At 72.8% G+C, this 26,372-nt stretch carries 22 protein-coding genes; 15 read left to right on the top strand and 7 right to left on the bottom strand.

Annotated elements, in window-relative coordinates:
- Nucleotides 1-292 precede the first annotated feature (292 nt).
- The 3 genes from AB0L06_RS39655 to AB0L06_RS39645 are packed head-to-tail and all read left to right on the top strand — an operon-like array spanning nt 293 to nt 3,592.
- The gene (locus tag AB0L06_RS39655) at nt 293-1,051 is read left to right on the top strand and encodes a tRNA-dependent cyclodipeptide synthase (protein WP_500236466.1); all 759 of its coding nucleotides are present in this window, start codon (nt 293-295) and stop codon (nt 1,049-1,051) included.
- Complete coding sequence (locus AB0L06_RS39650) at nt 1,038-2,261, top strand: cytochrome P450 (RefSeq protein ID WP_500236464.1); 1,224 nt, start codon at nt 1,038-1,040, stop codon at nt 2,259-2,261. Before AB0L06_RS39655 ends, AB0L06_RS39650 begins: the two co-directional genes overlap by 14 nt.
- A 53-nt stretch (nt 2,262-2,314) precedes the next feature.
- Nucleotides 2,315-3,592: an FAD-dependent monooxygenase gene (locus AB0L06_RS39645; RefSeq protein WP_500236463.1), complete on the top strand. Its 1,278-nt coding sequence runs from the start codon at nt 2,315-2,317 to the stop codon at nt 3,590-3,592.
- A 33-nt stretch (nt 3,593-3,625) separates the two neighbouring features.
- Here AB0L06_RS39645 and AB0L06_RS39640 read toward each other — a convergent pair whose 3' ends face one another.
- On the bottom strand, nt 3,626-4,822 hold the full coding sequence (locus AB0L06_RS39640) for an MFS transporter (RefSeq protein ID WP_500236461.1): 1,197 nt from the start codon (nt 4,820-4,822) through the stop codon (nt 3,626-3,628).
- 110 nt (nt 4,823-4,932) lie between these two features.
- Here AB0L06_RS39640 and AB0L06_RS39635 point away from each other — a divergent pair, with 110 nt between their 5' ends.
- From AB0L06_RS39635 to AB0L06_RS39620, 4 genes are all read left to right on the top strand, one after another.
- Nucleotides 4,933-5,433: a MarR family winged helix-turn-helix transcriptional regulator gene (locus AB0L06_RS39635; protein WP_500236460.1), complete on the top strand. Its 501-nt coding sequence runs from the start codon at nt 4,933-4,935 to the stop codon at nt 5,431-5,433.
- Nucleotides 5,434-5,481: 48 nt separating this feature from the next.
- Nucleotides 5,482-6,597 (top strand): acyl-CoA dehydrogenase family protein, encoded by a 1,116-nt coding sequence (locus AB0L06_RS39630; RefSeq protein WP_500236458.1) that lies wholly within the window; start codon nt 5,482-5,484, stop codon nt 6,595-6,597.
- A 76-nt stretch (nt 6,598-6,673) separates the two neighbouring features.
- Nucleotides 6,674-7,672, top strand: a complete 999-nt coding sequence (locus AB0L06_RS39625; RefSeq protein WP_500236457.1) for an ADP-ribosylglycohydrolase family protein — start codon at nt 6,674-6,676, stop codon at nt 7,670-7,672.
- Nucleotides 7,673-7,680: 8 nt separating this feature from the next.
- On the top strand, nt 7,681-8,157 hold the full coding sequence (locus AB0L06_RS39620) for a hypothetical protein (protein WP_500236456.1): 477 nt from the start codon (nt 7,681-7,683) through the stop codon (nt 8,155-8,157).
- On the opposite strand, the gene AB0L06_RS39615 is transcribed toward AB0L06_RS39620, so the two are convergent.
- The 5 genes from AB0L06_RS39615 to AB0L06_RS39595 all read right to left on the bottom strand — a co-directional run bounded on the left by AB0L06_RS39615 (nt 8,154) and on the right by AB0L06_RS39595 (nt 12,572).
- On the bottom strand, nt 8,154-8,582 hold the full coding sequence (locus AB0L06_RS39615) for a TIGR03668 family PPOX class F420-dependent oxidoreductase (RefSeq protein WP_500236455.1): 429 nt from the start codon (nt 8,580-8,582) through the stop codon (nt 8,154-8,156). The genes AB0L06_RS39620 and AB0L06_RS39615 overlap by 4 nt on opposite strands.
- 30 nt (nt 8,583-8,612) lie before the next feature.
- Complete coding sequence (locus AB0L06_RS39610; RefSeq protein WP_500236453.1) at nt 8,613-9,422, bottom strand: enoyl-CoA hydratase; 810 nt, start codon at nt 9,420-9,422, stop codon at nt 8,613-8,615.
- An 80-nt stretch (nt 9,423-9,502) separates the two neighbouring features.
- Nucleotides 9,503-10,195 (bottom strand): class II aldolase/adducin family protein, encoded by a 693-nt coding sequence (locus AB0L06_RS39605; RefSeq protein WP_500236451.1) that lies wholly within the window; start codon nt 10,193-10,195, stop codon nt 9,503-9,505.
- A 141-nt stretch (nt 10,196-10,336) separates the two neighbouring features.
- Nucleotides 10,337-11,194: a hypothetical protein gene (locus AB0L06_RS39600; protein ID WP_500236449.1), complete on the bottom strand. Its 858-nt coding sequence runs from the start codon at nt 11,192-11,194 to the stop codon at nt 10,337-10,339.
- Nucleotides 11,187-12,572: a radical SAM protein gene (locus AB0L06_RS39595; protein ID WP_500236448.1), complete on the bottom strand. Its 1,386-nt coding sequence runs from the start codon at nt 12,570-12,572 to the stop codon at nt 11,187-11,189. The genes AB0L06_RS39600 and AB0L06_RS39595 overlap by 8 nt, the downstream gene beginning before the upstream one ends.
- 467 nt (nt 12,573-13,039) lie before the next feature.
- On the opposite strand from AB0L06_RS39595, the gene AB0L06_RS39590 reads away from it, so the two are divergent.
- From AB0L06_RS39590 to AB0L06_RS39575, 4 genes are read left to right on the top strand one after another with little or no spacing between them, the layout of a single operon-like run.
- Nucleotides 13,040-13,801 (top strand): nucleotide exchange factor GrpE, encoded by a 762-nt coding sequence (locus tag AB0L06_RS39590; protein ID WP_500236446.1) that lies wholly within the window; start codon nt 13,040-13,042, stop codon nt 13,799-13,801.
- 49 nt (nt 13,802-13,850) lie between these two features.
- Nucleotides 13,851-15,434: an Hsp70 family protein gene (locus AB0L06_RS39585; protein ID WP_500236444.1), complete on the top strand. Its 1,584-nt coding sequence runs from the start codon at nt 13,851-13,853 to the stop codon at nt 15,432-15,434.
- A gap of 7 nt (nt 15,435-15,441) precedes the next feature.
- Nucleotides 15,442-18,303, top strand: a complete 2,862-nt coding sequence (locus AB0L06_RS39580; RefSeq protein ID WP_500236442.1) for a SaeA-related protein — start codon at nt 15,442-15,444, stop codon at nt 18,301-18,303.
- Nucleotides 18,304-18,322: 19 nt separating this feature from the next.
- Nucleotides 18,323-19,570, top strand: a complete 1,248-nt coding sequence (locus AB0L06_RS39575; protein WP_500236441.1) for a TRAFAC clade GTPase domain-containing protein — start codon at nt 18,323-18,325, stop codon at nt 19,568-19,570.
- A 13-nt stretch (nt 19,571-19,583) separates the two neighbouring features.
- Here the strand turns inward: AB0L06_RS39575 and AB0L06_RS39570 are convergent, their stop codons facing one another.
- Entirely contained in the window at nt 19,584-20,804 is a 1,221-nt protein-coding gene (locus AB0L06_RS39570) for an RNA-guided endonuclease InsQ/TnpB family protein (protein WP_500236439.1), read from the bottom strand.
- 203 nt (nt 20,805-21,007) lie between these two features.
- Between AB0L06_RS39570 and AB0L06_RS39565 the strand changes: the two genes are divergently transcribed.
- From AB0L06_RS39565 to AB0L06_RS39550, 4 genes are all read left to right on the top strand, one after another.
- Entirely contained in the window at nt 21,008-23,275 is a 2,268-nt protein-coding gene (locus AB0L06_RS39565) for a GAP1-N2 domain-containing protein (protein WP_500236437.1), read from the top strand.
- 4 nt (nt 23,276-23,279) lie between these two features.
- Entirely contained in the window at nt 23,280-25,040 is a 1,761-nt protein-coding gene (locus AB0L06_RS39560) for a TRAFAC clade GTPase domain-containing protein (RefSeq protein ID WP_500236435.1), read from the top strand.
- Between the two features lie 135 nt (nt 25,041-25,175).
- Entirely contained in the window at nt 25,176-25,559 is a 384-nt protein-coding gene (locus tag AB0L06_RS39555) for a PASTA domain-containing protein (RefSeq protein ID WP_500236434.1), read from the top strand.
- A 137-nt stretch (nt 25,560-25,696) separates the two neighbouring features.
- Entirely contained in the window at nt 25,697-26,320 is a 624-nt protein-coding gene (locus AB0L06_RS39550; RefSeq protein WP_500236433.1) for a malonic semialdehyde reductase, read from the top strand.
- Nucleotides 26,321-26,372: the final 52 nt, after the last annotated feature.

Genomic DNA, 26,372 nt, shown 5'->3' with positions numbered 1-26,372 from the left:
CGAGTCGCATCACGCTCCTCCAGTGTGGGATGCCTACCCACAACGCCAGAAAGCAGGCATGGCCAGAGCACGCTGACCTGGGCGTTCAGGCAGTGTGGCGGCGGAGTGAGTGAGCGGCCCGGACGGCCCGCGAGCCGGGGGCCCGCGCGGAGGGCGCGGCGTTCAAACCGTTACTCGGGACACACGTGGCGCGTGTCGCGTCCTGGGGCGGCAGCGAATTGCCCGACGGTTTAACTGAACGTGATTCTAGAGATACAGAGAGTTGTTGTCGCCGTCCCGGGAGGTACCCACCATGCAGGAAACCGCAGCGGAGAGCCCGACTTCGCCGTTCACGATGACGCCGTACACGGAGAACTGCGCGCGGCTGTGCGAGAAGGCCGAGCACGTCCTCGTCGGGGTGAGCCCCGGCAACGGCTACTTCAACCGTGAGCGGCTGTCGGCGCTGCTGCGCTGGGCCGGCGCCACGTTCGCCAGGGTCGACGCGATCGTCCCCGACGCGTCGCTGGTGCACACCTACCAGGCCCTCGGCCAGTCCCCCGAGAAGGCGTGGAGCAACGCCAGGTACAAGTCCGGGAAGACCTTCCGGCGCATCTCCCGCGCCTGGGACGAGATCGGGGTCCCGCGGAGCGAGCAGCGCATCCACCTGCTGTCGGACTTCGTCGACCAGCCCGTCTACGCCGGCCTGCGCGCCCAGGTCGACCGCGCGGTCGACGCCGACCCCGCCCTGCGGGAGGTGTTCCTGCAGGCCAGCCGGAAGGTCCTGAAGGTCTACCTGAAGGAGCGGGAGCCCACCTTCGAGCAGATCGACGAGGGCAAGAACTACCTGGTCGCCGAGATGCCGTTCTGCCTCGACACCCCCACGCTCATGGGCGTCTCCTCCTCGGTGGCCGTCTACCACCAGCAGCTCCCCATGGCCGAGGTGATGTTCGACTCGCCGCACCTGGACGTCTCGTCCCGGCAGGGGCACGCCGTCGCCCGCCCGCCCGCCGACGGACCGGGCGCCGGGATCGACGGCGCGGACGACGAGGCGGCCGGTCATGTCGGTGTCTGAGAGCACGGCGTCCGAAGGCGCGCTCCCCTTCCCGTTCGGCGACTGGGGCTTCGAGGTCGCCCCCCGGTACTCCGAGGTGCGCGAGGACCCCGCGCCCGCCCGCCGGGTGACCACCGTGAACGGGGATCCGGCCTGGCTGGTCACCCGCTACGACCTGGCCCGGCGGCTCCTCGGCGATCCGCGGCTGAGCCTGACCGCGGCCCTGGAACCGGACGCGCCGCGCCAGGAGCCGGTGCCGTTGCGGGCGTCCGAGGGCACGGGCGACATCGTCACCACGCTCAAGGCGGCCGGCCTGCACCGGATGGTCGCCGACGTGCTCGGAGCGCGCACGGTGCGGCTCCTCCAGGAGTGGACGAACGAGCAGGCCGTGCTCCTGCTCGACGAACTCGTCCGGAACGGCGCGCCCGCCGACCTCTGGGACGGCCTGGCCCGGCGGCTGCCCTCCGCGGTCGTCGGCCGGGCGCTCATCGGCGAGCTGGACGCGGACGACCTGGCGCGGCTCAACGCGTGGGCCGACGTCATCCTGTCGTGGGGGCCCGAGCTCAGCCCGTACAGCAACGCGGACATGTCCGCGGCCCAGGAGGAGACCTACCAGTTCTTCCTGGGCCGCCTCCCCGAGCTCACCGCGGCCCCCGGCGACCACCTGGTCAAGCAGGTCGCCGCCGGGGGCGCGCTCGACCCGCGCGACCTCGCGATCCTCGCCGTCTCGATGTTCCTGGCCGGGTACCGGACGTCGTCCAGCTTCCTCGGGAGCGCCCTGGTCACGCTGCTCCGCCACCCAGGCGTCCTGCGGGCCGTCCGGGACGACCCGGAGCTCGTCCCGCAGACCGTCGAGGAACTGCTCCGCTTCACCCCGATGGCCACCGGCGGGGCCAAGCGCCTCGCCACGGAGGACATCGACCTGGACGGCCTGGCGATCAAGGCGGGAGAACTCGTCCTGGTCTCGCTGGAGGCGGCCAACCACGACCCGGGCGCCTTCACCGAGCCCGACGCCTTCACCCCCGGCCGCGACACCCCCGGGCACCTCGGGTTCGGGCACGGCACCCACTTCTGTCCCGGCAACCGCCTCGCCCGGATGCAGCTCGAGGCGGCGGTCGGCGCCCTGGCCGCCCGCTCTCCCGCGCTGCGCCTCGCCGTCCCCGCCCAGGACCTGCGCTGGACTGAGGGAGCCGCGTTCCGCATGCCCCGCGCGATCCCCGTGACCTGGTGACCAAGTGACCGGGTGACCAAGAGAGACCTGAACGTCCCGTAGAAGGAGCACGCATGCCGGCAGTCCGCACAGCCCTGATCATCGGAGGAGGGATCGCAGGCCCGGCGGCCGCCGTCGCGCTGCGGCGCGCAGGCGTCGAATCCGTGGTGTACGAGGCGCGCACCGACAGGGGACCGCGCGCGGACTCCGCTCCGCGCGCGGACACCCTGATCAGCCTGTGGCCCAACGGCGTGAACGCGCTGGACGTCATCGGCGCGGCCGGTGCCGTGCGCCGGTCCGGATGGCCGGCCGGCCGGCTGGCCGCGTTCGACAACCGCGGCCGCCTGGTCGGAACCTGTCCTCTGCCCTCCGCCTCGTCCACCGTGAACGTCCGGCGGACGGACCTGTTCCGCGCCCTGGCCGATCTGGCCCGCGCCGAGGGCGTCCCGATCCGCCACGGCAAACACCTGGTCGCCGCCGAGCAGACACCGGACGGAGTCGTCGCGACGTTCGCCGACGGCAGCACCGCCACGGGCGACATCCTCGTCGGCGCGGACGGCGTCCACTCCACGGCACGCGTCCTGATCGACCCCGAGGCCCCGGTCCCCCGGTACCTGCCGCAGCTCGAGCTCAGCGGTGTGGCGGACATGAGCGTCCCCGAGAACACCGAAGCCCTCTGCGGCGTCCTGGGCAGGCGGGGATCGCTCGCCTTCTGGCCCCGTCCCGACCACCGCACGGAATGGTTCGCGCGACTGCCGCTGGACCGCGCCCTTCCCGCCGGCCGGGCCCTGGGGCGGTCCGCCGCCGAATGCCTCGAGCAGGCCCGGCGCTTCTACGCGGATGATCCGTTCAGCCATCGCATGCTCACCCGCACCGACCCCGACCAGGTCTCGGTCATCGGATCGACCGTCATGCTGCCTTCGCTCCCCGTCTGGCATCGAGGACGCATGGTGCTGGTCGGGGACGCCGCCCACGCTCCGTCCTCCGCCTCGGGCCAAGGGGGCGCGCTCGCCCTGGAAAGCGCCATCGAACTGGCTCGCTGCCTGCGTGACCTGCCTACGCTCGACGTCGCCTTCCGCGCCTACCAGCGCCTGCGCCGTCCCCACGTGGAGACGATCGCGGCCCAGGCCCTGCGCGCTCAGCGGGAGCGGGGAACCAGACGGATCCCGAACGCGCTGCTCCGGCTCGTCTGGCCCATCGCAACCAGAACCTTCGCCGCCCCGGCGAAGACCATGAACCACGCGTTCCACCACCGGATCGACTGGCACGCCGCGGTCCCGGCCGCCCTCGCCGAGAACAGCGAAAGGCACCCTGAGGCTCAGGCCCCAGGGTGCCGCTGTGTTGTCCGTTGAGGTGTTCCGTCACCGCTTCGTGGCGGAAGCCGGCTAGTGCTTGCGGGCGCGGTAGACGGCGGTGGAGGTGCCGAGGATCAGGACGGCGCCCAGCCAGAGGACGCCCCGGAGGGCGAGGTGGTCGACGACCAGGCCGCCGAAGAGGGCGCCCAGGGCGATGGCCAGGTTGAAGAGGCTGGTGTTGAGGGCGGTCGCGGCCTCGGCCGCGTCGGGGGCGGAGCGGAGGATCCAGGTCTGGACGCTGACCGGGATGCCGCCGAACGCCAGGCCCCAGAGGACGAGGAGGACGACGCCGCCGACGGGGTTCGCGCCGATCAGCGGGAACAGGGCGAGGACGGCGGCGAGGGTCAGGCTGAGGGTGATGATCGTCCGGCGGATGTCGCGGGAGAGCATCATGCCGGCGAGGAAGTTGCCCGCGATGCCGGCGGCGCCGAAGAGCAGGAGCAGCCCGCCGACCGAGTTCTTGGGGAGCCCGGCCACCTCGCGCAGCAGCGGGTTGACGAAGGTGAAGGCGGCGAAGTTGCCGCTGACCAGGAAGAACGTGGCCAGGATGCCGGTCCGGACGGCCGGGACGCGCAGTTGCTCGCCGAGGGCGCGCAGGCGGACGGGGGCGTCGGCCGGAAGGGACGGCAGGAGGGCGACCAGGGCCCCGACGATCAGCAGGCCGAGCACGGCGACCGCGACGAACGCGATGCGCCAGTCGGTGAGGCTGCCGATCAATGTCCCGGCCGGGACGCCGAGGACGTTCGCCGCCGTCGCGCCGCCGAAGGTCAAGGCCGTCGCCTTGGGGACGGCGTGGGACGGGACCAAACGGACGGCGATGCCCGCGGCCATCGCCCAGAAGCCGCCGATGCCGATGCCGACCAGGAAGCGGGCGGCCAGCAGGGTGGGGAAGTTCGGGGCGATCGCGGTGAGGAGGTTCGCCACGACCATCAGGGAGATCAGCCCGATCAGGACGAGGCGCCGGTCGAGGCGGCGGATCGCGACGGGCAGCAGGGGCGCGGCGGCCGAGGCGACCAGGCCGGGGACGGTCACCATGAGGCCCGCGACACCCTCGGAGACGTGCAGGTCGGAGCCGACCGAGCTGAGCAGGCCGACGGGGAGCTGCTCGAGCGTGACCATCGCGAACGTCCCGGACGCGACCGCGCCCACGCCCAGCCAGCGGCGTAGCGGGACCTTCTCGGGGGCTTGGGCCGGTGTCCGAACGGTCCTGTCCTTCGTGGATTCCATCGCCCTATCCCCTTCATCTTGATAATCTCAACGTTGAGATATAAACATGGAAGCACTTCAACGTCAAGTCTCTTAATGTTGAGACACCCGCCACAGGGGAGGGCTTCGCCATGGGCGACGCGATGGACGCGATCCTCGATCAGTGGGCGCGCGAGCGTCCCGACCTGGACACCTGGGCCATGGGGGTGAACGGCCGCCTCGCGCGGCTGCGGCACCGGCTCCAGCAGGCCAACCGCACCTTCTACGCCGAGCACGGGCTGGAGAACCACGAGTTCGACATGCTCGCCACGCTGCGCCGGTCCGGCGCGCCCTACCGGCTGACGCCCGGGGCGCTGCTCAAGGCGTCGATGGTCACCTCCGGGGCGATCACCAACCGGATCGACAAGCTGGAGACCAAGGGCCTGGTCGAGCGGGTGCGCGAGGCCGCCGACCGGCGCTCGGTGTTCATCCAGCTCACGCCGGAGGGACTGGAGCTGATCGACGGCCTGATGGGGCCGCACGTCGCGAACGTGTCCCGGCTGCTGTCGGCGCTGACGCCCGAGCAGCGCGAGCAGTTCGACGCCTCGCTCCGGATCCTGCTGGAGACCCTGGACGACACGTCCATCACCTGACCCGTATGCTTGCCAAGCAAGCGTTTGGCCACATACGGGAGGCGGACGATGAGCCTGGTCGAGACCGAGGACCTGCGGGAGCTGCGCGACACCCTGCGCCGCTTCCTCGCCGAGCGCGCGCCGGTCGCCGAGGCGCGGCGGCTGATGGCGGCCCGCGACGGCCTCGACCGGGATCTGTGGCGGCGGATGGCCTCCGAGCTGGGACTTCAGGGGCTCGCCGTCCCCGAGGAGCACGGCGGGGCCGGGTTCGGGGCGCGCGAGCTCGCCGTCGTCTTCGAGGAGATGGGGCGCGTCCTGTTCTGCGGCCCGTTCCTCGCCACGGTCGGGCTCGCGCTGCCCGCCGCCGAGGCCGCCGGGGCGGGCGACGTCCTGGCGGGCATCGCGGACGGCTCGTCCATCGCGACGCTCGCCTGGACGGAGGACGGCCGCTGGGACGCTCCACCCGCGATGTCCTATGAGAACGGCGTCCTCAGCGGCACGAAGACCTACGTCCTGGACGGCCACACGGCCGACATCGTCCTCGTCACGGCCAGGCACAACGGCACGACGGCCCTGTTCGCGGCGGACGGCGACGCGCCAGGGCTCACCAGAACGCCGCTCCCCACCCTCGACCAGACGCGCAAACTCGCCCGGCTCGACTTCGAGAACACGCCTGCCCGCCTCCTCACGAACGACGGGGACGCCGCCCTCGCCCGCGCACGAGACGTGGCCGCCGCCCTGCTCGCAGCCGAGCAGGTGGGCGGAGCCGAACGCGCACTGGAGATGACGGTCGAGTACGTGAAGGTGCGGAAGCAGTTCGGACGCGCCATCGGGAGCTTCCAAGCCGTCAAGCACCGCTGTGCGGACATGTTCGTCCAGGTGGAGTCGGCGCGCTCGGCCATGCTGAACGCCGTGGACGCCGCCGACAACGCCCCGGAAGAGCTGCCGGCGGCCGCCGCGCTCGCCAAGGCGTTCTGCTCGGACGCCTACTTCCACGTCACAGGCGAGACGATCCAGCTGCACGGCGGCATCGGATTCACCTGGGAGCACGACGCGCACCTGTACTTCAAGCGGGCGAGGGCGTCCCAGGAGCTGTTCGGCCCGCCCGCCGACCACCGGCGCCGGCTGGCGGGCCTGGTCGGCATCACGGGTGCAGCGACAACGCGCGCGGGCTTCGTGGACTAGAGCCACATGCACCGCTGGTTCGTCCGCTATTACGGGCTGACTCCCGGAATCTACGCGTCCGGGGCACAATGACCATGTGAATCGTGCGAGCGGGAGCCTGTTCGGGTTGGCCTACGGGGACGCCATGGGCGCGCCCACCGAGTTCCTCGACATGAAGCGGATCCACAAGCGGTACGGATTCGACGGGCCACGCGACTTCGAGCGGACGCCCGCGCTCGTCACCGACGACACGCAGATGGCGCTGGCCGTGGCCGAAGGGATGGTCGACGCGCTGCGGAACCCGCCGTTCACCGCCGACCTGATCACGCCCATGTGGCGGCGGCGGTTCATCGACTGGCTGCACGACCCCGAGAACAACCGCGCGCCCGGCAACACCTGCCTGCGGGCCTGCGAGGGGCTCGACCGCGGCCTGTCCTGGGAGCGGGCGACGCTGATGGGGTCCAAGGGCTGCGGCGCGAACATGCGCGTCACCCCGGTCGGCCTCGCGCCGGGCCTCAGCGACGACCAGCGGGCGGGCGCGGCGCAGCTCCAGTCCGCGCTCACGCACGGTCACCCGACCGCGCTCGCCGCGAGCGAGCTGACGGCGTTCGCGACCCGCTGGCTCGCCGACGGCATGGCCCCGGCCGACCTCCCCGCGGCCCTCCGGCAGCGCGCGAACGAGCAGCGCTTGGTGTACCGCGAGGCATGGCTCGGGACGATGTGGACGAACTCCCAGGATTCGTCCGCCGAGACCTTCATCGCGCGCGGCTGGGACGACTGCCTGGCCGTCCTCGACCGCCTGGACGCGGCGCTCCTCCGTCCCGACCGCAGCGACGACCCCTGCGAGGCGACCGGCGCGGGCTGGATCGCCGAGGAGGCGTTCGCGACCGGGCTCTACTGCTTCCTGCTGTTCCCGGACGACCCGGTGTCGGCGATCTGGCGCGGCGCCGCCAGCTCCGGAGACTCCGACTCGATCGCCTGCCTGGCCGGGGCCTTCGCCGGGGCGCACCTCGGCATGGACGCCTGGCCCGCCGCATGGGCGTCCCGCATCGAGTACGCCGACCGCCTCCACGCCGTCGCCGAAGCCTGGGACTGAGCCGTCCGATGAAGGCACAGCGGCCGGACCCGCCGGTGAGGGCATGGCGGCCGTGGGCCGGGCTGGCGGCGACCCTGGTGCTGACCGCGGCGTTGCTCGCCGCGTCGGTCCTGTGCCTGGTGAGCGCCATCGCTCAGGGCAACGCCACGAGCCGGGCCGCCGCCGGGCACGGGCGCCCCGGCACCTTCGTCGCCGAGGAGTTCCACTGCAGGCCGTGTTCCTGGTACGGCAGCTTCACCGCCGACGACCTGGCCGCGCCCAAGGCGCGCAACCGGGAGCTGCGCGGCGCGCACGAGTCGTCCGTCCGGGCCGGGCAGCAGGTCCGGGTGCGTGACGTCGGCCCGTTCGTACAGGCCGAGGGCGGGAAGGCCGAGTGGAGCCGGACGATCTCCAACTCGGTGGGAGCCTTCTTCTTCGCCCTCTTCGGCGTCCTGAGCGCGATCAGCGCGGCCGTCCAGCGGGACAGGATCCGGCGCCGCGCCTAAAGCGAGGCCGTCCAGCCCACGACATGGTCGATGACGACCTCGATCACCGGGCCGTCCGGGCGCCGTTCGCGGTAGCGCGGGTAGCGGGCGGCGAGCAGGTCGAGCGGGACGGCCATCGCGTCCGGGTCGGTGATGACGTGGGCGTGGCCGTCCGCGCGGACCCACCACAGCCGGTCCCAGTCGTCCTCGTAGTGGTCGGCGAGGACGGACGCGTGCGGGTTCGCCCGCAGGTTCTCCAGACGCCGCAGGTCGCGGGTGGTCTTGGGCTTGTGGTCGACGGCCGTGAAGACGCTGCCGGCGGACACGGCGAACGTGATCGGCACGAGGTGCGGACGGCCTCCCGCCTCGGACGAGACGGTGGCGAGGCGGGCGACGGGCGCGGCGGCCAGGCGGGCGAGCGCGTCCTGGTGGCTGAGGCTCGGCACCCGTCCATCAGATCACAGCGCGTCCGGCGGTCAGTCGTCGAACCTGGGCGGACGGCCCTGCTTGCGCGCCGCCGTGGCCTCCTCGAAGTTGCGGGTGGTGAGCCGGACGAACAGCTGCCCGAGGCCCTCGTGGTCCATGTGCGCCTCCAGGCTTCCGGCGTCCAGGCCCGCCCACAGCATCCGCTTGGTGAGTTCGACGCCGGGACGGCTGAACCCGATAATCCGCTCGGCGAGCTCGTAGCAGGCGTCCAGCAGCTTGTCCGGTTCGACGGCCCGGGAGACCAGGCCGACGCGCTCGGCCTCGGCGGCGTCGACGTCCCGTCCGGACAGCATGATCTCGAACGCGCGGGACGACCCGATCGCGCGCGGCAGCAGGTAGGACAGGCCGAGCTCGCTCGCGGTGAGGCCGTTGTTGATGCCGGCGGCGCGGAAGTAGGCGTCCCCGGACGCGGCGAGCCTGATGTCGGCGGCGAGCGCCAGGCACAGCCCGCCGCCGATCGCCGGGCCGTTCACGGCCGCGATCACGGGCTGGTGCATGCGGCGCAGCGTCCGGATCACGTCGTCGAGCAGCTCCATCGAGCGGAGCGCGATCGTGGAGACGGTGAGGCCGTCGATGCCGGGGATGTGTCCGGGCGACTCCTGGTCGGCGCCCGAGCAGAACCCGCGCCCGGCGCCGGTGACGACGACCGCGCGCACGTCGTTGTCGCGGGACAGCGCGGCGAGCGTGTCGCGGAAGGGGACCATGACGTCGAACGCCATCGCGTTCATCCGCTCGGGCCGGTTCAGCGTGACGAGCGCGACGTGCGGACGGGGCCGCTCGACCAGGACGAAGTCGGACATGGGCATCCCCTCACTCCAGGGTCACCTAGCAAGCGCTAGGTTACACAGCCCGGAGCTCGGGCGGGAGTTCAGGCGGGAGTTCAGGCGGGAGGGGCATCGTCGGGCCCCACGAACCGCGCCACCGCCGGACCCCGGGGACGGACGTAGCCGGGCCCCGCGAACCGCTCCATCGCCTCGCCGAGCTGCGCGTCCGTCAGCACCCGCGGCTCGCCTATCGCCCGCGCCCTCAGGTACACCTCGCACAGCCACTCCAGGAGCAGCGCGTTCTGGATCGCCCCGTCCAGGTCGTCGCCGAGCGCGACCGCGCCGTGGTTCGCCATGAGCGCCGCGCGCCGTCCGCCCTCCAGCGCGGCGACGACGTTGCGGGCCAGCTCGGGCGTGCCGTACGTCGCGTACTCCGCGACCCGGATGATCCCGCCCAGCTTCAGCGTGTAGTAGTGGATCGGCGGCAGCTCGTCCAGGACGGCCGAGACGGCCACGCAGGCGGACGAGTGCGTGTGCACGATCGCGCCCGCGTCGGTCTCGCGGTAGATCGCCAGGTGCATCGGCGTCTCGGACGACGGTTCCCGCAGGCCCAGCACCACGCGCCCGTCCACCTCGAGGACGGGACAGTCGTTCTCGACCAGCCGGTCGAGCCTGGCGCCGCCCGGGGTGACGACCACCCCGTCCCGGACGCGCAGGCTGATGTTCCCCGCCGAACCGGCGACGAGGCCCTCCTCGACCACGCGGCGCCCCGCCCAGCACACGCTCGTCCGACCCGCCGATGTCAGCACGCGAACATCCCTCACACGCGAACACCCCTCATATCCGAGACATCCCGAATCGTAGGCTATGGCCCGGACACGCGGCGGGGACGGCCGCCACCACGGCCGTCCCCCGGGGCGCGGCTCCGCCCTCGCCCCCCTTCCAGCCGGTCAGGCACCGCTCCAGGCAGGGGCCCGTTCGGTGTGCAGGGCCTTCCCCGCGCGCAGAACCTCCGCGGTGCGGACGGCGAGGCCGCCGGTCAGGCCCGTCCCGAGGGACAGCGCGCGCAGCATGAGCACCTGCGCGGCCATGAGCGCGACGACCGGGTCGTCAGAGTCGGCGTACGGCGCGCACTCGAAGCAGCTCAGGTCACCGGGCTGCAGGACGCGCCCACCCTCCACCTCGGCGATGAGTTCCCCGATGCGCGCGCGGAGCGGCTCATCGGCCTCGTCCGCCGCCCACCGCAGGTAGGCCAGCTCGGCCGGGCCCATCGCAACGATGACCGTCTCCGCCATGCGCCGGACGACCGGATCGCCGTCCAAAAGCCGGTGCGCCTGGCAGACAGGGATGCAGGTGCAGACCTTGTTGCAGGTGCAGATCCGTCCGCCGCCCACACCGCCGCCTCCGTTGTCGGGCGGATTGGCAGGAGGCGTGTACTGCGGGGGCGAATACGGCGAATCCGGTGGCGAGTAGGGCGTGTCGGACGGCGAGTCACTCGGGCCGCCCGAATCACCGGGACTGTCGGTGTCGCCGGACGGCCCGTTCGAACGGTCACCGCACGCGCTGAGCAGCAGGGCCGCCGCGACCGACGACGCGATCCCCGCGCCGAGGAAACCACGCCGTCCCGCCTTCGCCTCCCAGGGCGGCCTGACGATCGGAAGCACCTCGACCGGGCCGGCCGAACCGTCGTCCAGCACCTGCCGCAGCTCGTAGTGCGGCGCCGCCTTCGGGGCGTCCTTCCGGACGCCCTCCTCCCCGTCCTTCCTGGGACGGCGCGGCTCGGGCCAGGGCAGCATGACGTCACTCATTCGCGCCTCCGTGAACGGCACAGGGAACGTCCTCGCGGCCGTCGCGCCAGACGAGGCCGCCCGATGCGGCGATGCGGGCGAGGAGCTGGTCCTTCACCAGTTCCCGGGTGATGTGGCAGCGCTGCGACCCGGCGAACTCGCCGCGTCCGTTCGCCGCCAAGGACTTGTGGTAGCAGTCGCCCGCACAGTTCCATTTCGCGAAGCAGCCGTCACAGAACGACCGGTGCTCGACGCCCAGGTCGCGCAGCCGGTCCAGCGCGTCCAGGTCGAAGGAGTATCCGCTCGTCCCGGACGGCGCGGACGACCCGTAGAAGAAGACGTCCGCGAACTCGTTGTCCTCGGAGAACGCCTCGAAGCACGCCGACACGTTGCCCGCGGGCGTGACGCAGAAGTTGTCCTGGGTGACGCCGCAGAAGTGGTTCGTGAGGGTGCCGACGCGCGCCGCGCTGTAGGACAGCTCGTGACCGTGGCGGGCGGCGCGGGCCTGCGCCTCCCGGTACGCCTCGATGAAGTCCCCGGTCTCGGCGTCGGGCTCGCCCTCGTGCCGTCCGAGCTGGTAGGCGGGCTCGACCTGGACGCGCGCGGGCGTGAAGTTCGCCAGGACGAACTCGACCGAGTCCGGCAGCAGCGGGATCTGCTCGGCGGTGACGGTCAGCCGCACCGCGTACGGGTAGCCCGCGTCGGAGAAGCGCCGCATGGTGTGCATGACGCGCCCGCTCGACCCGGTGCCCCGCACGGTCGGACGGTGCCGGTCGTGGACCTCGGGCAGACCGTCGAACGACAGGCTCATGCCGCCGTCCAGGTTGGCGATCATCCAGTCGATCTGCCGGTCGGTGAACACGCCGTTCCCCGCCGAGGACGAGATGACCCGCAGGTCCCCGGCGCGTTCGCGCGCGTACGCGAGGGACTCGGTCATCAGGTTCCAGTGGACGCTGGGCTCGCCGCCGCCGTGGAAGTGCACTCCGGCGAACGGCGCGTTCTCGCGTTCGGCGTTGGCGATGACGAAGTCGATGGCGCGTTTCGCCACGTCCAGGCTCATGTACGTGGCGGGAGCGTCACCGGCGGACGCATAGCAGTAGGTGCAGCGCAGATTGCACGCCGTCGTCAGGAACAGCGTGACCTCGGTCGGCGAGGGCGTGCCCCGGCGCCGCGTGACGGGGAGCGGCGGCGGCCCGCCCAGCAACCCGGTCTCGCGCGCGAAGGCGACCACACTCTCGTCTCCGCGCTCACCGTCCTCACCGTCCTCACGGGCCAGGACGTCGGACAGGGCCGCCACCAGCCCTTTCGTCGAGGCGAAGGCCACGCCGTGCAGGGGCGCGTACACGAGGTACGCCTCGTCCTCCAGAGGGATCGCGAAGACATCGGAGGCACCGTTCAAGGGGACCACATCCGCAAGGGGGTTCGTCGTCGGGCTCGCTCGGTCACCCGGAAGGGAATCACAAACAAACACCGATGTCTGCGGACTGTTACCCATTCGGCATGGCACGACGGGCACCGCCCGTGCGGCCCGTCCGGAACAAGGGACACGGCCCCGAGCGCGACCGCGCCGCCGCGGACGGGGACCGTGTCCGAGAAAGTAGACGCACGCCCACCGCGTCCGGTTTCGACTTCTTTGGACGTTTCTTCGCCGCCACGGTGCGACCGGTCGCCGAAACTGTGGCGGCCAGGACACCCGGCACGACGTTCTCCGACGTCAGGAGGTCGCGGGCACGCGTTTCCGTCGCCCGGAACCGCCGCCCGCAGGCGGAGAAGTCGGACGGCGGTCCAGGTTCCGTCGCGGAAATGTCAGGGCGCCGTCAAGCGCGCCCTATGCCTGCGAGGTTCGTCCCATTAAGGTGACTCAACGTGTCGAGCGATCGGAAGCGGGAAGTCAGCGCGGGGTCACGGGACCGACGGCCACCGACCGGGTCGGCGGAAGCCACCGCCGCCAACGGAGCCTCCGGGGCCGAGACCGAGGCCGACGAGACGGCGTCCGCGCCGTCCCCGGACGACGACACGACGACAGAACACACAGAGAACAACACGGACGCGGACGTTCCGGACGACGACACCGGCGCGACCGGGACCGGGGAGGCGGCAGCCGCCGCCCGCGAGGTCCGCGACGCGCTGCGCGACCTACTCGGACGCCTCGACCGCGAGGCCGACCGCGCCGCCCACCGCGAGTCGGTCATCGACCGGCTGCACGAGGAGAACCAGCGGCTGCGGCGCGGCGAGCTCGAGTCGATGCTTGAACCGGTCCGCGCGGCGCTGTACAAGGTCCACGACACACTGCGGCAGGCCGCCGCGTCCCCGCCGGAGCCCGAGCAGGCCGCCAAGCTGCTCGGCGACTGCGCGAACGAGGTCGCCGACGCCCTCGCCAGGACCGGATCCGTCCGGTTCGAGGTCGAGCCGGGCCAGCTCTACGACGCGTCCCGCCACCGCCCCGTGGAGCGGGTGGAGGTGGACGATCCGGACCGCGACGGGACCGTCCTCGCCGTCCTGACGGACGGGTTCGAGAAGGGCGACCGGGTCGTCCGGAAGGCCGAGGTCCGTGTCGGGAAGTCGGTCAAGAGCGATGCGCGGCGGCGGACGGAGCGAGACGATGGTCATCGACGGTCGGCGCGCTGACCGCCCGGACCGGACCGCCCGCACCCCGGTAGCGATAGGTGAAGAGGATATGGCTGTCTACGGGATCGACCTGGGAACCACCTACTCCTGCATTGCCTCCATCGACGACGTGGGACGCCCCGCGGTCCTGCGGAACCTGGAGGGCACCGACACCACACCCTCGGTGGTGTACTTCGAGAGCGAGGACAACGTGGTGGTCGGGCAGACCGCGAAGGACACCGCGGTCCTGGAGCCCGAGAACGTCGTCAGCCTGGTCAAGCGGGACATGGGCCGCGAGGTGGCCCGCGACATCCAGGGGATCGAGTACACCCCCGAGGAGCTGTCGGCGTTCATCCTGCTGAAGCTGGTCACCGACGCGCGCACCCAGTCCGGCGAGGACGCGCGGGACGTGGTCGTGACCGTCCCCGCCTACTTCGGCGCGGCCGAGCGCGACGCGACCCGCAAGGCGGGCCGGATCGCCGGGCTCAACGTCATCGACATCGTGTCCGAGCCGATCGCCGCAGCGATCACCTACGGCGTCCTCAACCCCGAGCAGGACCGCACGATCCTGGTGTACGACCTCGGCGGCGGCACCTTCGACACCACGGTCATCACACTGCGCGGCGGGCACATCGAGGTCATCTGCACCGACGGCGACCACGAGCTGGGCGGCGCCGACTGGGACGCCCGCCTGGTGGAGTACCTGGCCGAGCGGTTCCGCGCCGAGCACCCGGACGCGGGCGACCCGCTGGACGACCGGCAGTCCGAGCAGCAGCTCCGCCGGGACGCCGAGGACGCCAAGAAGTCGCTGACCAACCGCACCGCGCACACCGTCCGGGTGATGCACGACGGGCGCAGCGCGACCATCGAGATCACCCGCGAGCGCCTCGAGGAGCTGACCCGCGACCTGCTGGACCGCACCATCGAGATCACCGGCCGGACGCTGGAGACCGCCCGCGAGAAGGGCGTCGAGGACTTCGACGACCTGGTCCTGGTCGGCGGCTCCACCAAGATGCCGGTCGTCGCGGCGCGGCTGTCCACCGAGCTCGGCCTGAACCCGCGCCTGCAGGACCCCGACCTCGCGGTCGCCAAGGGCGCGGCGCTGTACGCGTTCGAGGAGACCTACCGGCGGCTGCTCGCGGCCGGTGAGGACGAGCAGGCCGAGGAGATGGCCGGACGCGCCGGGCTGTCGGCCGACCAGAAGGCGCAGATCGCCAACCGCCGGATCCTGACCGTCGCGTCGCACGCGTTCGGCATCGTCGTCGTCGACCGCGACAGCGGCGTCGAGCACGTCGCGCACCTGGTGCACGCCAACGACGAGCTGCCCGCCGCGCACACCGAGGACTTCTACACCGTCCACGACGAGCAGACCTCCGCCGACGTCCGGGTGATGGAGCAGGCCGGGTCGGTCGAGTCGGCCGAGCTGGTCGACAACTCCGAGATCGCGACCGGGCAGATCCGGATCCCGGACGGCAAGCAGGCCGGCTGGCCGATCGGGGTGACCTTCGAGCTCGACGCGTCCGGGCTGCTCAACGTCGCCGCCGTGGAGAAGGAGACCGGCGAGCGGCTGGAGCTGAAGGTCGACGTCGGCGGGATGTCCGAGGAGGACGTCGAGCGGTCCCGCACCGCGCTCTCCCGGGTGAAGGTGAGCTGAGCGCGCGATGACGACCGGTGGGCAGCAGTCCGGGCAGGGCTTCGACGCGGCCTACCAGCGTGAGGTGCTGGAGCCGGCGCGGGCGGCGGGCGACCAGCCGCCGGAGGACCTCCGGGTCCGGTACGCGCTGCCCGAGCAGCCCACCCCGGAGGCCGTCGCGGCGCGGGTCAAGCAGGTCCGGCAGTGCTGGCGGCGGGCGCGCGGGCAGCTGAAGTACCGCAAGCTCGTGGACCGGCTCGAGGCCGAGCACCGCGAGCTCGCCCCGGTCTTCACCGCGGCCGAGCGCGGCGACCTGAACCCGCTGCGGCAGCGGCTCGCGGGCGGGCAGGCGCGGTCCCGGCGCCGGATGGAGGTCGCGGCCGCGCGGCTCGCCGACGCCGGCGGCCTCATCCAGATGGTCACGCCCGGCGAGCTGGAGGACATCGCCCGGACGGCCGGGGTGACGGGCGCGGAGCTGTCCGCGCTCGCGTCCGGCCGGATCGAGGTCCGCGAGCCGGACGCCCTGCCCGCCGCGCCGCCGTACGCCGCCTACCCCAAGGTCCGCGAGTCGCTGGACGTCCTGGGCCGCCGCAACCTGGCCGACTTCCTGTTCGGCGGACGGCTCGGCGGCCCGATGCGGGTCCTGGACGGCTTCGCCGCCGCCGGACGGGACGGCGGGCCGCTGATCCCGTCGGCGGAGGCGGTCGCGGCCGTCGCCGCCGAATGGGCGCGGCGCAGCCGGGACACGAGCACCACGCACGCCCAGACCGTCCTGGCGGCGCTGCGCGCCGGGCAGGGCGAGGACACCCGTGCCCATCTGACCGACCTGATCCGCTTCGACGTCGTCGACCGGCTGCGCGAGCGGCTCCGGCAGCGCGCGTCCGAGCGCGCGCTGCTGCGGCACGCGACCGAGGAACTGGGCGTGGACGCGTCGGACGCGCGCCGCCTGGTCTTCGCCGTCCTGCGCGAGCAGGCCCCGGCCGCCGCCGGTCCCCCGCAGCCGGGCCCCGCCGACCGCCTCCGCGAGCTCCTCGACGCGGGCGAGATCTACGCCGCCGCCGAGTTCGCCCGAGCCCTCACCGACCCCGGCCCGTCCGCACCCTCAAGGAACCCGTCCGCCGCAGGCCCTGCGGACGGCTCGAGCGGCGCAGGCGGCGCGCACGCCGCAGGTGGCACTCGCGGGAGCGGGCGGCACGCGGCCGCCGGAAGCGACCTTCCCGAGGACGTCGCGGTCCTCGCGGCCGAGGCCCGGCACCGCGTGACGACGGCGACGCAGCTGCGGGAGGCCGCGGCGAACGAGCCGGACACCGACCGCGCGTGGCGACTCCTCGCGGACGCGTTGAAGCTGGTCCGGGACCTGCCGGGCGCGGCCGACCACCAGAAGCGGCTGCCGCCGAAGCCGGTGGAGTCCCTGATCGCGACGGTGCACGCCGACCCGGAACCCTCGGTGCGGCTGGTGTGGGAGGCGTCGCCGTCCACGGCGGGCGAGGTGCTGTACCACATGGTGCGCCGCCGGGACCGTCCGCCGCACGGTCCCGCCGACGGCGAGCCGGTGCCACTGACCAGGGACGACGACCCGCCGGTCAACGTCCACCTGTACTACGTGGTGATCGCGGTGCGGGGCGAGGCCGCCGCGCCGCCGACCGTCGCGGGACCGATCCTGGTGCGGCCGGAGCCGCGCGAGGTGGAGGTGGCGCCCGGGGACGGCACGGTGACCGGCCGCTGGCGATGCCCGCCGGAGGCCGCGCGGATCGCGGTGTTCCGCGCCGACCGGGGCGGCGAGCGGGCCGTCCCCGCGGGCCGCGAGGGGTTCTCCGAACGGGTCCCGAACGGCACGACGCACCACTACCGGATCTGCGCCGTCTACCTGGACGAACAAGGCCGCGAGGTGACCACGCCGGGCGTCCGGCTGTCGGTCACGCCGTCCGCGCCGCCGGAGCCGGTCTACGACATCACCGTGGACGCGTCGGCGGGCGAGGACGACGAGATCCTCGTCCGGTTCGAGCGTCCGGGGCACGGCAACCCCGAGATCGTCCTGCTGGAGGCGCAGCCCGAGTGGCCGCGCAGCGCGATCCTCCCGATCGAGGACGTGCGGAGGGCGTCCCGGCGGATCCCGAACGCGGTGACCTCCGACGGGATCCTGGTCAAGCCCGGACGCGGCGGCTGGCTGCTCGCGGTCACCGTCGCCGAGGGCACCGCCGCGGTCGGCGCGCAGCACCGCCACGTGAACCTGCCGCCGCCCCGCCGCCTGGTCGCCGAGCGGCGCGGCGACGTCGTGCACGTCGGGTTCGACTGGCCCGACGAGGTCGCCGAGGTCGAGCTGAGCTGGCGGATCGGCGTGGACGCGATCGCCACCGGACGGATCGAGGCGAACCTGGTGTCGGCCGGGCGCATCGAGGCCGGACGGCTCCCGACCGCCGCGCCCGAGCGGGTCGCGGTGACCCGCGCCGCCTACGAGGCGCAGGGCGGTCTGCGCGTGGAGGTGCCGGAGGCCGAGCCGGTCGAGCTGGCCGTCGCCTCCGTGAGCACCGCCGACGACCAGCGGGTCGTCGGCACGCCGGTCATCGCCGAGGTGCAGGCGCGCACGCTCGTCCAGTACGAGCTGGAGCGCACCGGGCCGCCGTGGAAGCGGGCGCTCACCGTGAAGCTGTCGGCGGAGCGTCCGATGCGGGTCGGTTCGCTGGAGCTCGTCCTGCGGCGCGGACGGGTCATGCCGCACCGCCCGACCGACGGCGAGACCCTCGGCTCGTGGACGCAGGTGCCGGTTCCGGGAGAACTCACCGTGCCGCTGCCTCGGCCCGCGGGCGAGTACTGGCTACGCTGCTTCACGGATGACACCGTGGTCGAATTGACCGACCCCCCGGTCCGTCATCTGCACAGCCCCCGGTAAACGCCCCCAGGAGGAGCCGGTGTCCCTAGCGTCCCGGGTGAGCCTGCCCGGCCTCGCCCGGCAGGAGATCACCTGCCCGTACTGCTTCGTGGAGATCAGTCCGCAGCGGATCCCGTTCCGCTGCCGCGGCCAGGTGGGCCGCCGGCAGGGCTGCGCTCCCGTGCTCGACCAGGAGCTCGCCGCCTACACCGGCTCCACGGCGGGCGCGTCCCTGCCGCCGGTGTTCGCCGCGCCGCCGCGCTCGGGCGGACGCGCCGACTGCCCGGACTGCGAGCAGCCGACGCACAACCGCGTCTGCCCCGAGTGCCACAACCCGCTGCCGACGGCGTACTGCGACTCCCCCGGGCGCATCGTCGCGCTCGTCGGCGCGAAGAACGCGGGCAAGTCGACCTACATCGCCGTCCTGCTGCACGAGCTGATGAACCGGGTCGGCACCGAACTCGACACCTCGCTCGTCGCGTGCGACGACCGGACGATCGAACGGTACAAGCGGGACTTCGCGCGTCCGCTGCTGGAGGAGCGGCGGCTGCTGCCGACCACGGCGAGCGCCGCGACCGCGCCGCGCGAGCCGCTGGTGTACCTGCTGACCCGCACCCGTCCGTCGAAGCTGGCGCGCACGCCGCTGGCCGGGATGGGGCGCGCCAAGCACGACGCGCTGGCCCTGGTCCTGTTCGACACCGCCGGTGAGGACCTGCGCAGCCGCGAGGTCCGCGACCTGCACCTGCGGTACCTGGAGGCGGCCGACGCGATCATCTTCCTCGTCGACCCGCTGGAGCTGCCCGGCGCGCACAACGCGCTGGCCGACGAGGCGCAGACCCGCGAGGGCACCCTCGGCGAGGACCCGGACAGCGAGCCGATCAACATCATCGCCCGCGTCACCGAGGCGCTGCGCCTGCGGCACGGCCTGCGTCCGGGCGAGCGCCTCCCGGTCCCGGTCGCGGTCGCGCTGACGAAGATCGACGCGCTCGGCCCGGCGGTGTCGCGGCAGTCCGCCCTGCACCGCTCCCGCTCCGGCTCCGGCGTCCTCGACCTGGACGACCGGTCCGCGGTGAACGAGCAGGTCAGGGCCCTGCTGCACGACTGGAACGCGGGCCAGCTCGACCTGTTCCTGTCGCAGCAGTACGCCGACTACGCCCTGTTCGGCCTGTCCGCCCTCGGCTCCATGCCCGAAGGCGACCGCGTCGGCGCGGGCGGCGTCCGCCCCTACCGCGCGGAAGACCCACTGCTCTGGCTGCTCCATCGCTTCGGCATGCTCGACGGGGATTGACGTCCTCCCCTCCCTAGCGGGAGGGGGTTCCGGCGGCTCGCGCCGCGGAGGGTTTCTGCTTCACAGCCGATCGCGGAAGGGAGGACCCTTGCCGTCTCACATCAGCTCCACAGACCTTGCCGGGGCCGTCCCCAGCCACGACCAGACCGGCCGCAAGAATGTTCTTGGCCGCGTTCAGGTCCCGGTCATGCCGGGCGCGGCAGTTGGGGCACGTCCAGTGCCGTGTGGACAGGCTCAGCTCACCGAGCACGTGCCCGCAGGACGAGCAGGTCTTGGAGGAGGGGTACCAGCGGTCGATCACCACGACCCGGCGGCCGTGGCGTTCGGCTTTGTACTCCAGTTGCCGCCGAAACTCCCCCCAGCCTGCATCGGATATCGAGCGGGCGAGGCGACGGTTCTTCACCATGTTGGTGACCGCGAGGTCTTCGATCACGATCGTGTCGGCTCCGCGAACCAGTCTGGTGCTGGCGCGATGCAGGTGGTCACGCCGGGCGTTGCGCACCTTGCGGTGGGCCCGGGCGACTTTGGCCTGGGCCTTCCGGCGATTGTTGCCACCTTTGCGACATCGGGCCAGGCGCCGCTGGTAGCGGGCCAGGTTGCGGGCTTTTCGTTCCAGCGTGCGCGGGTTGGGGATGCGGTCACCATCACTGGTCACCACAAGGTCCTTCAGACCGAGGTCCACGCCGATCGCATGCCCGGTCTCAGGAAGCGGTTCGGGCGCGTCCGTGTCCACGGCGAACGACACATACCACCGGCCGTCCGGATCGCGGGAGACCACGACCATGGTCGGGTTGAGAGCGCTCACCTCCACTTCGTCGAAGGACCACACGAACCGCAGCGGCGTATCGGTCTTCGCCAGCCTCAGCTCACCGCCGTGCATGCGGAACGCCGAACGCGTGAAGTGCGCGGACTGCCGCGCCGTTCGGCGCTTGAAACGCGGGTACCTGGCACGGCCTGCGAAGAAGTTGACGAACGCGGCATGTTGGTGCCGCAGCGTTTGCTGCAGCGGAACGCTGGAAACCTCGCCGAGGAACGCCAGCTCGCCGCTACGTTTCCAGGTCGTCAGAGCAGCGTCGGTCTCCCTGTAGGGCGTCCGTTTCCCTTCGGCATGGTAGGCACGGTTCCTCTCGGCGAGAGTCTTGTTCCACACAAGGCGCACGCACCCAAAGGTGCGGTTCAGCAGTGCCGCTTGCTCAGCATCCGGGTAGGCGCGGCACTTGTACGCCGTTCTCATGACTGCAACTTTACGAGAGCGAGCACCCTTTGTAAGGGAGATGCCAATTTGCGTGGCGAATGCGCGCCGAGCCTCCCGCCGCGCGGTACTGGTGGGTGGTCCCTGCAGTGCTGGGCCACTCCTGTGGATATCCCCTTTCCTCCCCGACGTGCTCCTGGGCTCGAAGGTTGGAGCAACATGCGGAAGTTCAGGTGAGAACGGCGATGGCTTGGCAGCTGCACTACACCTCGGCGCGGCGCGGGCCGACCGGCCGGTCGGGGTTCCAGTTCGTCGCGGAGACCCCGGGGCTGCCGGACGGGATGCGGGCGCGCATCACGCCGCACGTGTCGTACCGTCCGCCGCCGGAGGCGCCGCTGTCGCCCGCCGACGACGAGCTCGACCGGTTCCCGGTGTCGCTGCTGTACGACCGGGTGGACGGGCGTCCGCTGCTGCTGCGCTGCCGCTACCTGGGGCGTGACTACTCCGGGCGGTACGGCAACTTCTTCGCGCACGCGGTGGTCGCCGACCCGGACGAGCTGGAGGGCGTCCGTCCGGTCGAGCTGTGGCACGCGCCGTTGTGGAGCGACCTTCCCGCGTCCGAGACCGACCTGCCCGAGGTGGACGAACTCGTGCCCGACGAGGGGCTGGACCCGGACTCGCTGGCCGCCTGGCTCGCGTCCGAGGTCGACGCGGACGAGGCCTTCGAGCGGCTCGCGCGGATCGTGGACGCGGTGGTGGCCGTCCTCGGGCGGGGGCACGGGCGGGTGGTGCTGGTCTCGTCCGACATCGAGCTCGTCGCGCGGTGGATCGCGGTCGTGTCGTACTCGCTGCCGGTCGCGGCGGCGTCCGCGCTGTCGTTCGTGACCTACAGCGCCGACCCGGACGGCGCGCCGCAGCGGCTGGTCGGGACGACGCCGGACGTGTGGGCATCCGCGCAGCGCACCTCGCCCGCGGTTCCGCTCGACCGGCCCGTCCAGGGCGGCAGCGGGGCGGGACGGTTCGCACGGACCGTCGCCGCCTGCTGGCGTGACGCCGACTTCGCCGGGCTGGACGCGCTGGCCGAGCTCGCGCTGCTCGGTTCGGGCACGTCGCCCGACGCGCCGGATCCGGCCGTCCTGGACCGGGCGGCCGGGCTGCTCGCGCTGTGCCGGGGCGAGCACGGCGTCCCGGAGGACGAGGAGGCCGGGGCGGCGGATCTGCTCACCCGGCACGGCACCGCGATCCCCGACTGGGTGTGGGGCGACCTGGTGCGCGGCGTCCCGTCGATGGGGTACGACCTGGCGCTCGCCGTGCACCGCTGGGCGGACGCGGCGGGCGCGTCCGAGGTCGCGGGGCAGTGCGCGGCGCGCGCCCTTGCGCAGGCGCCCGATCTGATCTCGGTCGTCAGGCTCGCCGCCGAGGGCACGCCGCGCGGGGACATCGTCGCCGCCGCGGCCGGCCGGGTGCGGACGGGGGCGTCCGACCTGCCCGAGGCGTTCGCCGAGTGTCCCGCCGAGCATCGGGACGCGCTGCTCGAAGGCGTCCTGAACGGCCTGCACGCGGCGGACGAGCCGACTCGCAAGGCCGTCCTCACCGATGCCGCCTGCGACCTGCTCTACAAGGAGTTCGACGCCACCGGAAAGCCCCAGAGGAACACCGCTGCGCGCGCGCCGTTCACTCCCCCGAAAGCCTTCGGCAGAAGCGATGCGTTCGGGGGTGGGGTTCCGGCGGAGGTCGCGGCGGAGGTGCTGGCGTCGGTGGGACGGCGGGTGCCGGAGCGGCGGGTCGCGGTGACGGGACGGCTTCTGGGGCTCGGGCTCAGTGTGGTGGAGCTCGATCCTGTTCTGAGCACGGTCTGGGAGGAGCCGCCGGATCCCGTGATGTGCCTGGAGCTGGTCGCGGCGCATCCCGAGGCCTGTGCGGAGCATCCGGCGCTCGGGGTGCTGCCTTCGCGGACGTTCATGCGGGTCGCGGCAGGGTACGGCGGGCTGGCGGAGGCGTCGACGTTGCGGCTCGCGGAGCGGGTCCGGACGGTGCTTCCGGGAGGCGCGGCGGACGCGGACGCGGCGATCGTTCGGGCGCACGCGGAGGCGGTGACGGCGGAGAAGCCGGTGGACGCGGCGCGCGCGCTGGACGGTGTGCCGCGCGCGGGACGGCTCGCGGTGCGGGCGTTCGAGTCCGCGGCCGAGCGGCTGGAGCGGCGCGGGGCGGTGTTCCGGGCGGAGCTGCTGGCGGCGGCGTCGCCGACGGCGCGGGCGCGGCTCGGCGTGCACTGGACGGGTGGTCCGGGCGCGCGGCGCAGACGGGGCGGTGACGGCGAGCGCCGGGACGAGCTGGTGGAGGTGGCGTTGCGGCTGCGGACGCGTGGCGTGCGCGAACCGGCGCTGGAGGAGTGGGCGCGCGGCGCGGCGTCCGGATTCCTGGCGGCGCGGCATCTGGAGTCGCGGTTCGCGTCCGATCCCGAACTGCGCGCGGCGCTGAAGTCGCTGCTCGACGACGCGAAGCGGGGGTGACCGGATGCCCACCGCCATCATCTTCGGACTGCTGGCCCTGGTCTGGCTCGCCGTCATGTACGCCGGGTTCATCCTGGTGTTCCCCGTGTTGTTCCCGGCGGTGGTGGCCGCCGCGGGGATCTCCGCGTTCGGGTTGTACTACCTGCACGCCGTCCGGGCGCTGACGCCGCGTGAGCGCGGGGGGCCGTCGCCGGTCGCCGAGCCCGCGGTGTCGTACCGGACGTACCTGCTCGGGCAGGCGTGGCGCGACTGGTGGACGATCACCAGGACGGTCGTGCCGCGCGTGTACGGGACGGCGCGTGGAGCGATCACGCGGCTGACCCGGTTGCAGTTCGGCGGGTTGTGGGGCTTCTTCACGTTCCCGTTCTGGCTGGCGTTGTGCGCGGGGATCGCGGTCGCGGCCGTCCCGGCGGCGGTGCTGGGGCTGGCGCTGACCGTCCTGTACGGGGTGGTCGCGGCGGTCGGGCTCGCGGCGTGGTCGGTGTGCGTGCTGGCGCTGGCGGCGGTCGAGCGCGGGTTCATGGTGTACGGCCGGATCCTCCAGACGTGCCCGCATCCGTTCTGTTACGAGCGGATCGGGCTTCCGGTGTACGCGTGTCCCGGGTGCGGTGCCCGGCATCCGCGGCTGACTCCGAGCGCGGCGGGCGCGTTCCGGCACGTGTGCAAGTGCGGGACGCGGCTGCCCACGACCGTCCCGCTGGGCCGGTTCCGGCTGGCGGCGTACTGCCCGCATTGCGAGGGACGGCTGCCCGAGCGCATCGGCCGCGTCCGGATCGAGCCGCTGCCGTTCGTGGGCGGGCCCGCGGCCGGGAAGACCACGTTCATGGTGCTCGGCATCCGGGCGCTGCACACGCGTGCGCGCGCGGCGCACGGGCGGCTGGCGTTCGTCGAACGGCGGCACGCCGAGGCGTACGCGGCGATGGTCCAGGTGTTCAACTCGGGCGGACGGCCCGCCAAGACCGGCCCCGAGCTGCCGCTCGCGACGATGCTGGACATCGAGCTGCCCGGCCGCGTCCGCCGCATCCTGTACCTGTTCGACCCGGCGGGCGAGCACTACACGGGCGCGACCGAGGTGGAGTCGCTGCGCTACCTGGACCACGGCGAGGCGCTGCTGTTCGTGGTCGACCCGTTCGCGCTGCCGTTCGTCCGGCACTCGCTGGGCGAGTCCGAGCTGCACCTGATCGAGGAGTCGGCGGGGACGTCCGAGGAGGACCCGGCCGACACGCTGCAACGCGTCCTGAACGAGCTGCGCACCCGTCCGGACCGGGGCCGCCAGAAGCGGATCGGCGTGATCGTCACCAAGCTGGACCTGCTGGTCAAGACCGAGGTCGGCCGGGAGGTCACGGAGGCCGGGCTGCGCGACTGGCTGGCCGAGGTCGGGCTCGGCAACTCGGTGCGGTCGCTGGAGCAGGTCGCGGCCGAGGTCCGGTTCTTCGGGTCGGGGTTGTCGACCGCGCCGGGCGAGGTCGCGGACCTGCTGCTCTGGGCGTCGGGGCTGGCGTCGGCGACGCCGCCCGCGCCCGCCGGGGCCGCCGCGGCGCCCTCCCCGGACGTGATCGACGAGGTGCCCGGGACGTCGCCGATGCGCGCGCCGTGGCCGGTGCGCGGCCGGGACCCGGCGCTGGTCCCGCTGGGGTACCAGGTGGGCCGCTGGTCGGTCCTCGGCGGGCTGTCGGCGGCGGGCCTGGTGCTGCTCGCCGCGGTCGGCACGGGGGCGGTGCTGATGCTGGACTCGGTGAAGATCCACTTCCTGCTGCCGTTCTGACCGGCCCGCCCGAAGCGACAGGCGGCCCGGCCCGTTCATGCCGAGTCGGGCGTCCGGTGAACTCGATCTCGGGAAGCGGAGTCCCAACGGCCAGAGGGACGCGATCGGGGCGTCCCCCGGCGATGGGGGCGCGCGATGCCCGAGGGCCGTCCGCAGGGGAAGATCCCGGGGAGGACGATGCTGCTGCTCGGCGGCGGCGCGACGGCCGCGGCCGGGCTGGTGCTCGGCCTGACGCTGCTGATGGGCGGCGGGCCGGGCGGGGACGGTCCGGCCGCGACGGTCACCTCGACCCAGGTCGGACGGGCGGACGGCCTGGTCACGGTGCCGCCGGTGGCGGGGCTCGGCGCACGGGCGGCGACGGAGCGGCTGGCCGGGCTGCGCATCCCGGTCGGCGCGGTGATCAGGGTCCCGTCGTTCCGGCGTGCCGGGACGGTGGTGCGCAGCTACCCCGGGGACGGCACGGTGCTGACCGAGGGCGAGCGGGTCACCCTCTACGTGTCCGCCGGCATGGGCGGTTGAGCCGCCGGAGAGATCATCTCTGACCTGGCGATATCACGTGACGTGACGGTTCCCACACCCCGTCCGGCATAACACGGGACGAGACTGCGTTAGGTTGATTGAACTTTCAATAGTTAGTAGCGAGAAAGGCCTTCGCGATGACCGCCCTGTACCCCGACGCCCGCACCGCCGACACGCTCGCGCTCGACGCGAACGCCCAGGACCTGCTGTTCCGCGAGGCCCGCACCGCCAACACCTTCGCCGACGAGCCGGTGTCCGACGAGCAGCTCCAGGCGATCTACGACCTGGTCAAGTTCGGGCCGACGGCGATGAACAGCCAGCCGATGCGCCTGGTGGCCGTGCGCACCCCGGAGGCCCGCGAGCGGCTGGTCGGGCACATGTGGGAGGGCAACCGGCCGAAGACGGCCGCCGCGCCGCTCACGCTGATCGTCGCCGCCGACACCGGCTTCCACGAGCACCTGCCGACCGTCTTCCCGCACGCCGAGGGCGCGCGCGACGCCATGGAGGCCAACCCGGGCCGCGCGGGGATGGCGAAGTTCAACGCCGCCCTCCAGCTCGGCTACCTCATCGTCGGCATCCGCGCGGCGGGCCTCGCCGCGGGCCCGATGAGCGGGTTCGACGCCGAGGGCGTCCGCGCCGAGTTCCTCGAGGGCACCGGCCAGGAGGCGCTCGCCGTCGTCAACGTGGGCAAGCCCGGCCCGGACGCCTGGTTCCCGCGCAACCCCCGCCTCGCCTACGACCAGATCGTCACCGAGGCCTGACCTCCCGGGCACTCCCGCGCACTCCCGCGCGAACACCGTCCGGCGTCCCGTC

It is taken from the genome of Spirillospora sp. NPDC052269 (assembly GCF_040679435.1).
Lineage (GTDB): Bacteria > Actinomycetota > Actinomycetes > Streptosporangiales > Streptosporangiaceae > Spirillospora.
The sequence above is the reverse complement of the archived record's forward strand: the minus strand, read 5'-3'. Positions and strand labels throughout refer to the sequence as shown.